The sequence below is a fragment of the Syntrophomonas sp. genome, assembly GCF_028707975.1.
Classification (GTDB): Bacteria; Bacillota; Syntrophomonadia; order Syntrophomonadales; family Syntrophomonadaceae; genus Syntrophomonas.
Window position 1 is genome coordinate 1 of record NZ_JAQVZX010000106.1, and the last position, 5,720, is coordinate 5,720.

Annotated in this window: 5 protein-coding genes and 1 riboswitch; of the genes, 4 read left to right on the top strand and 1 reads right to left on the bottom strand. The window is 47.8% G+C overall.

What is annotated here, in order from left to right; translation table 11 throughout:
- The 3 genes from PHP87_RS10320 to nuoF form a co-directional block, all read left to right on the top strand.
- On the top strand, nt 1-1,118 hold a 1,118-nt coding region (locus PHP87_RS10320; protein WP_299921055.1), incomplete at its 5' end, for a molybdopterin-dependent oxidoreductase.
- Nucleotides 1,119-1,241: 123 nt separating this feature from the next.
- The gene (gene nuoE, locus PHP87_RS10325) at nt 1,242-1,688 is read left to right on the top strand and encodes an NADH-quinone oxidoreductase subunit NuoE (protein ID WP_061213992.1); all 447 of its coding nucleotides are present in this window, start codon (nt 1,242-1,244) and stop codon (nt 1,686-1,688) included.
- 17 nt (nt 1,689-1,705) lie between these two features.
- The gene (gene nuoF, locus PHP87_RS10330) at nt 1,706-2,929 is read left to right on the top strand and encodes an NADH-quinone oxidoreductase subunit NuoF (RefSeq protein ID WP_299921058.1); all 1,224 of its coding nucleotides are present in this window, start codon (nt 1,706-1,708) and stop codon (nt 2,927-2,929) included.
- 142 nt (nt 2,930-3,071) lie between these two features.
- On the opposite strand, the gene PHP87_RS10335 is transcribed toward nuoF, so the two are convergent.
- Nucleotides 3,072-4,310 (bottom strand): molybdopterin molybdotransferase MoeA, encoded by a 1,239-nt coding sequence (locus PHP87_RS10335; RefSeq protein WP_299921060.1) that lies wholly within the window; start codon nt 4,308-4,310, stop codon nt 3,072-3,074.
- 228 nt (nt 4,311-4,538) lie between these two features.
- A riboswitch (molybdenum cofactor riboswitch) is annotated at nt 4,539-4,659 on the top strand.
- A gap of 387 nt (nt 4,660-5,046) precedes the next feature.
- Here PHP87_RS10335 and PHP87_RS10340 point away from each other — a divergent pair.
- A partial coding sequence (locus tag PHP87_RS10340; RefSeq protein ID WP_299921062.1) for a molybdopterin-dependent oxidoreductase occupies nt 5,047-5,720 on the top strand: 674 nt, incomplete at its 3' end.

Below are 5,720 nucleotides of genomic sequence, written 5' to 3' on the forward strand. Positions count from 1 at the left end.
ATGTTATGAGCTGTGCCAACCTGGCTATGCTGACCGGACACCTGGGTCGCCCGGGAACTGGAGTCTGCCCGCAGCGCGGCCAGAACAACGTTCAGGGCGCCTGCGATATGGGCGCACTGCCCAATGTGTATTCAGGCTACCAGGCCGTAGGTGTGGATGCAGTACGGGAAAAACATGAAAAGGCCTGGGAAGCGAGCCTGTCACCCAAAGTAGGTCTCAAGATTCCGGAAATGTTTGAAGCGGCTCATGAAGGCAAAGTGAAAGCCATGTATATTCTGGGCGAAAATCCGGTTTTGACCGATCCGGATGCCAATCACATCAGAGGTGCTTTAGAAAAACTGGAATTCCTGGTGGTTCATGAACTGTTCCTTACTGAGACTGCCGCTTATGCGGATGTAATTCTGCCGGCGGCCAGTTTTGCCGAGTGTGATGGTACCTTCACCAATACCGAGCGGCGCGTCCAAAGGGTTCGCAAGGCAATTGAACCTATCCCCGGTCAGGCCAACTGGCAGACTATCTGTCAGATGTTTGTTGCTATGGGCTATCCCTTGAATTATAACAGCCCCAAGGAGATATGGGATGAGATGGCTTCCCTGTCGCCCTCCATGGCGGGCATCAATTTTGAGAGAATAGACCAGGAGAACAGCCTGCAGTGGCCCTGCCCCAGCTTAGACCATCCTGGTACCCCGGTTCTGCATGTTGGCAAATTTACCCGCGGTCTCGGTCTGTTCCAGCCTTCCGAGCATATACCGCCAGGTGAAATACCCGATGCCGAATACCCGTTCCTACTCTCCACCGGCAGAATACTGCAGCATTATAATGTAACCACTCCGTATTCCAAAGGCATCAGCAGCATTTGGAACAAGGAGATGTCGGAACTCAACCCGGTTGATGCTGATAAATTGGGCGTGGTAACTGGCGGCCAGGTTAAAGTCACCTCCCGTCGTGGGGAAGCGATAACTCAAATCAAAGTAACCGATAGAGTGTTGCCAGGGGTGATATGGATGTCTTTCCATTATAATGCTACCCCGACCAATGCCCTAACCAGCCATCACCTGGATCCGATTACTGGAACCGGTGAATATAAAGTGTGTGCTGTAAAGCTCGAAAAGGTATAGGAGGCCAGTTAAACAGCGGCCGCGTTCGAGATGGTTTTGCCAAAATCATCCGCAAAAAGACGTTAATATTTGTATGTAAATAGAATCTAGTCCAAACCCAATAAGGTTGGAGGTGAATAAGCAATGGCAGATTACAGAGAAATTATCAGCGCCTATAAAGAAGTTCCCGGCGGTATTATCGAAGCATATCATGCAGTGCAAAAAGAATACAGCTACATCCCTGAGGACGCGGTGGTTTATGCGGCTCAAGTGTTTGATATGCCCAAGGCCAAGGCCTACGGAGTTGCTACTTTTTATTCCTATTTGCAGGTTGGCCCCCGGGGCAAAAATGTCATTCGTATTTGTGAAAGCGCACCCTGCCATATCGCGGGTGCTGATAAGGTTGTGGCTGCTCTGGAAAAGGAACTGGGTATCAAAATGGGGGAAACCACCCCTGATGGCAAATTCACTCTGGAATTTGCCGAGTGTGTAGGGCAGTGCCAGGCCACACCGGTTATAACAATCAACAGTCAACCGTATGGGGATGTAACAGCTGATAAGGTTGCTGCTATCCTCGCAGAGTACAAGTAAAGAAGGGAGGGTAAAAAATGGCCGAGGAAATGCGCATAGTACTGCGCAATTACGGCAAAGTTGATCCGTTGAACATCGATAGTTACACCCAGGTGGGCGGATATCAAGCCTTAGCCAAAGCTAAGAGCATGAGCCAGCCAGATCTGATTGAAGAGGTTAAGAAGTCAGGATTACGGGGCCGTGGCGGCGCCGGATTTAACACTGGTATGAAATGGGGTTTTTCCTACGGCGTAAAGGCCGATCAGAAATACGTTATTTGCAATGCCGATGAGGGTGAGCCGGGAACTTATAAAGACCGGATTATCATGGAGAATGACCCGCAGAGCGTCCTGGAAGGGATGGCTATTTGCGGGTATGCAATAGGAGCCAATAAGGGCTATATCTACTGCCGGGGCGAGTATCCCTACGTTGTGGAAATCCTCAATAAAGCCATAGCCCAGGCCAGTGAAAAGGGCCTCCTGGGCGACTTCAATATCGAAGTGCGCATGGGAGCCGGGGCCTATGTGTGTGGCGAAGAAAGCGCACTTATTGAGTCTATAGAAGGGCACCGGGGTGAACCCCGCTTCAAGCCCCCATTTCCACCGGTTATCGGCTTGTGGGGCAAGCCCACTATTGTCAACAATGTAGAAACCTTTGCCAATATTCCCGCCATTGTTGACAAGGGCGCGGATTGGTACAAAGGCATTGGCGCGGCGGGCTATCCAGGAACCAAAGTCATGACCTTGACGGGAGATATTGTCAACCGCACTGTTATTGAAGTGCCTACTAACACCACCATCCGCCAGGTATTGAACGATTTTGGCGGAGGAATTGCCGGTGGCAAAAAGTTCAAGGCGGTGCAAATAGGAGGAACATCTGGCGGATTCATACCCGAATCACTGCTCGATACCCCGATCGACTTCGATTCCATGTCAGCCATTGGCGCTACCCTGGGGTCAGGAGCCTTCTTCGTAATGGATGAGACCCGGGATATAGTCGATGTAATTGATCGCATAAGCAAGTTCTTTGCTCATGAATCGTGCGGCAAGTGCACCCCCTGCCGGGAGGGAACTCAGCGCATGCATGAAATGCTGCACCGGGTGAAAAACGGCGGAGCAGTTGCCGGCGATCTAGACTTTATGGAGAGACTGGGAACCGTTATGTCCAAAGCCTGCTTGTGCGGTTTGGGACAGGCGGCTCCGGCTCCAGTGCTAACAACCTTAAAGCATTTTAGAAACGATTATACAGCCAAGTTCAATTAATGTTCTATAATCCCAGATTATGTTTAATATGTACCGGGGGCCATAAAGCCCCGGTACATAATCTTTTGCTATAAGTTCGGGCAATAAAATGATTAATGAGAAAAGTGAGGAGTGAGGGGTAAGGAGTGCTGATGCTTGTGTCTTAATCTACGATTAGTTTAGCTTTAACCATGACTGGTTCTTCTCCTGACCTTTTCTGTACATCTAACAGTAAAGGAATATTTCCCGTATTAATATCTTTTCGATTTACCGACAGGGCGTAGGCATGTCCCTGTTCAATAATCATTTCTCCTCGGTGCAGGCTGCGACCCGACTTTAAATGATCAATGGTGCTGGCCAGCTCTATATTAAACCAATCCCCTTTATACAATAACTCTCCTTTTAACTTAAGCAGGGCCGGTTTTACCAGAGCTTCAAACAATATCCCGGCTGCCGAGGGGCTGCCGGACAGATTGAAAATAAGTTTGCCATCGAGAAGGGCGGCTGAAGTATTTTTGCCGGGAAAGATGTTAATACCCTTGAAAAGAAGCTGGGCATTCAAATACTCGAAAGCGTTGCGAACCAAGTCGAAAAGGCCGTTGCCGGTTCCCCCGCTGATTATTATCATATCAGAGACCCGTGCCGCCTTTTTTATTGCAGTTATAATGGTGTGCAGGTCATCATTAATTACGGAAGGTGACAGCGATGGTAAAGCTCTGCTGCTGGTTATTTTGCATGCTAATAGGCTCCGATTGCTGCAATATATGCATCCTGTTTTGATGGGGGACCCGGGTAAAAGCAACTCATTTCCCGTGTCTATAATATATACACGAGGCACTTTGTATACTGGCACCCTTTCTATGCCACAGGCGGCTATTCTTTCCAGGATTTCCGCTTTTAAAACCTGCCCTTTGGCTGCAACTCTATCTCCAGCCCTCAATTCATGGCCGGCTCTTCGTATATTTTCACCCCGCCGCGGCCTGACGCTGACAATTATATAGTTTTCATTTATTATCTCAACGTCCTCTTGTTTGATAACGGCAACGCTGCCTTCTGGCAGCAAAGCCCCGGTCATAATTCTACAGGTTTCCCCGGGCCTGGTTGGTCTGTTTTCCATGGAACCAGCTCCGATAATAGAAGCTACTCTCAAACGCAACGATCGTCCGGTTTGCAGTCTTTTGAGATCAGTTTTGCCAATCGTATAGCCATCCATTGCCGAACGGTCAAAATTGGGGATATCAATAAAGCTTGCTATATTGTCCGCGGCCACCCGCATATAGGCATCATCGATGTGCAGGTACTCGGTGTCCAGGGCTTGAATGCTTTCGCAGCTTATATCAACAGCTTTATCCAAACTAACAGCTTCTAATATCTTATCATTAACCAACTGTAGTCTACTCATAAATAACCTACCTCATATCGCGCATTTCCTTTTTTGTTCTATAAACCCTCAGTATATTTACTTTATTTATTATACATCCATTATAGTAATTTGTTAGGCTTAATATGAAATAAATATGTTTAATTTTTTTAGTGACAAAATAAATGCATTATGTTATATTGTGTTTGAGATAGTTAGAAGTATATAGCAGACGTTATATTAATATGTGTTTGGTTGGCGTAGGTTAAGACAATTGTATAGCTCCAAGCCTTTAGACCTAAAGCAAAGCCATGGTTTCTAGGCCTATGGGTATGGTCGGAAACGATTATGCCTCCCCGTATTTTTGGAAAGGAGCCTGAAAAGCCTGGTTGAGAGCAGGTAGTACTTGCTGGGCTATATTGGGCATAAAATCCAAAAATATATTTTTTATGCCCCTGGCCGTTGCTGGAGGCATTTTTGCTTATCCCATCATTTCGCTGCTAAATTATACAAACTAATGGATTTATAAAACACATAAACATGAGAGGAGGGAATGACCTTCGGTAAACCAGAAATAAGGAGTTGGAAGCAAAGACCAGGAAAGGCAGAAGGTCTGGCGGACGTAAAACGGATTAAATGCACTTTGATCATAATACGCAAAAGCACCCAGGGGTTCATACCCCGCCATCAACCAGATTTGTACATAAATGCAATCAGGTACTCTGGCAAAAAGAGTATCTGCTGGTAGTAGTAGTTTTAAGGGAGGTAGAGAATGGTTATGAAATTTACTCGTCGTGGTTTCCTGAAGCTTTCAGGTCTCTCCGTTGCCGTGGTTGCTTCTGGCTTGGGGTTTGACCTGGAAGCAACTGCCGCACAGGGGCACGCACTGAAGCTGGCAGGATGCACAAAGATACCCAGCATCTGTCACTTCTGTTCAGGTGGATGCGGACTTCTCCTGCATATTAAGGACGGAAAACTGGTCCACCTCGATGGGAACCCGGACAATCCCATCAATGAAGGTACTCTTTGCCCCAAGGCGGCCAGCCTGGCGCAGGTGGCCTATTCTCCGGAACGTCCGAAAAATCCGCTGTATCGTGCTCCGGGATCTGACAAATTTGTCGATATTTCCTGGGAAGAAGCTTACGATCGCATTGCCAAGAAAATAAAGGAAGTCAGAGATAAGACCTGGACGAGCACCGAGGAGATTACGAATGCCAAAACCGGAGAGAAAGAAACCGTTACCGTGAATCGGGTGGAAGGCATTTGTATGATAGGTTCGGCCGAGGTCGACAATGAAGAAAGCTACCTGCTTTCAAAACTTGCCCGCCTGATCGGGACACCGTTTCACGAACACCAGGCCCGTATCTGACACGCGCCCACGGTGGCTAGTTTGTCACCTTCATTTGGACGCGGCGCCATGACCAACTCCTGGCAGGATATGCAGAACTCTGA

What these genes read in the sequence shown, in the direction of transcription:
- nuoE (WP_061213992.1), top strand. Translation starts at nt 1,242, where the DNA reads ATGGCAGATTACAGAGAAATTATCAGCGCCTATAAAGAAGTTCCCGGC.
- nuoF (WP_299921058.1), top strand. Translation starts at nt 1,706, where the DNA reads ATGGCCGAGGAAATGCGCATAGTACTGCGCAATTACGGCAAAGTTGAT.
- PHP87_RS10335 (WP_299921060.1), bottom strand. Translation starts at nt 4,310, where the DNA reads ATGAGTAGACTACAGTTGGTTAATGATAAGATATTAGAAGCTGTTAGT.